The sequence below is a fragment of the Psychrobacter sp. 16-MNA-CIBAN-0192 genome (assembly GCF_040309565.1).
Lineage (GTDB): Bacteria > Pseudomonadota > Gammaproteobacteria > Pseudomonadales > Moraxellaceae > Psychrobacter.
On sequence record NZ_JBEOOX010000698.1, the window covers coordinates 1 to 238 of the forward strand.

At 43.3% G+C, this 238-nt stretch carries 1 protein-coding gene; it reads right to left on the minus strand.

Annotation, left to right across the window (positions count from 1 at the left end; translation table 11 throughout):
* Position 1 precedes the first annotated feature (1 nt).
* Positions 2 to 238: TDT family transporter (locus AAEY78_RS14895; protein WP_352340265.1), on the minus strand; the 237-nt coding region annotated here is incomplete at its 5' end.

Sequence of the window (238 nt, forward strand, 5' to 3'; positions counted from 1 at the left end):
TTTATGGATTAGCCACCAAGACTCTACTCGGTTGATAAAAATGCAGATATCGCAGACAAACATAACTGACAACCACGGTAGCGACAAGCAATTCAAACTCAGCTAATGCATTAATTTGCTGTACATATTCCGCTGCCATGCCAACACTTTCCATCCAAACAGACATTTTAAATAATGCCGTTGCCCCAATCACCATCGGAAACGTAAATGCGGCATAGCCGGGGCTAAAGGGTAAACG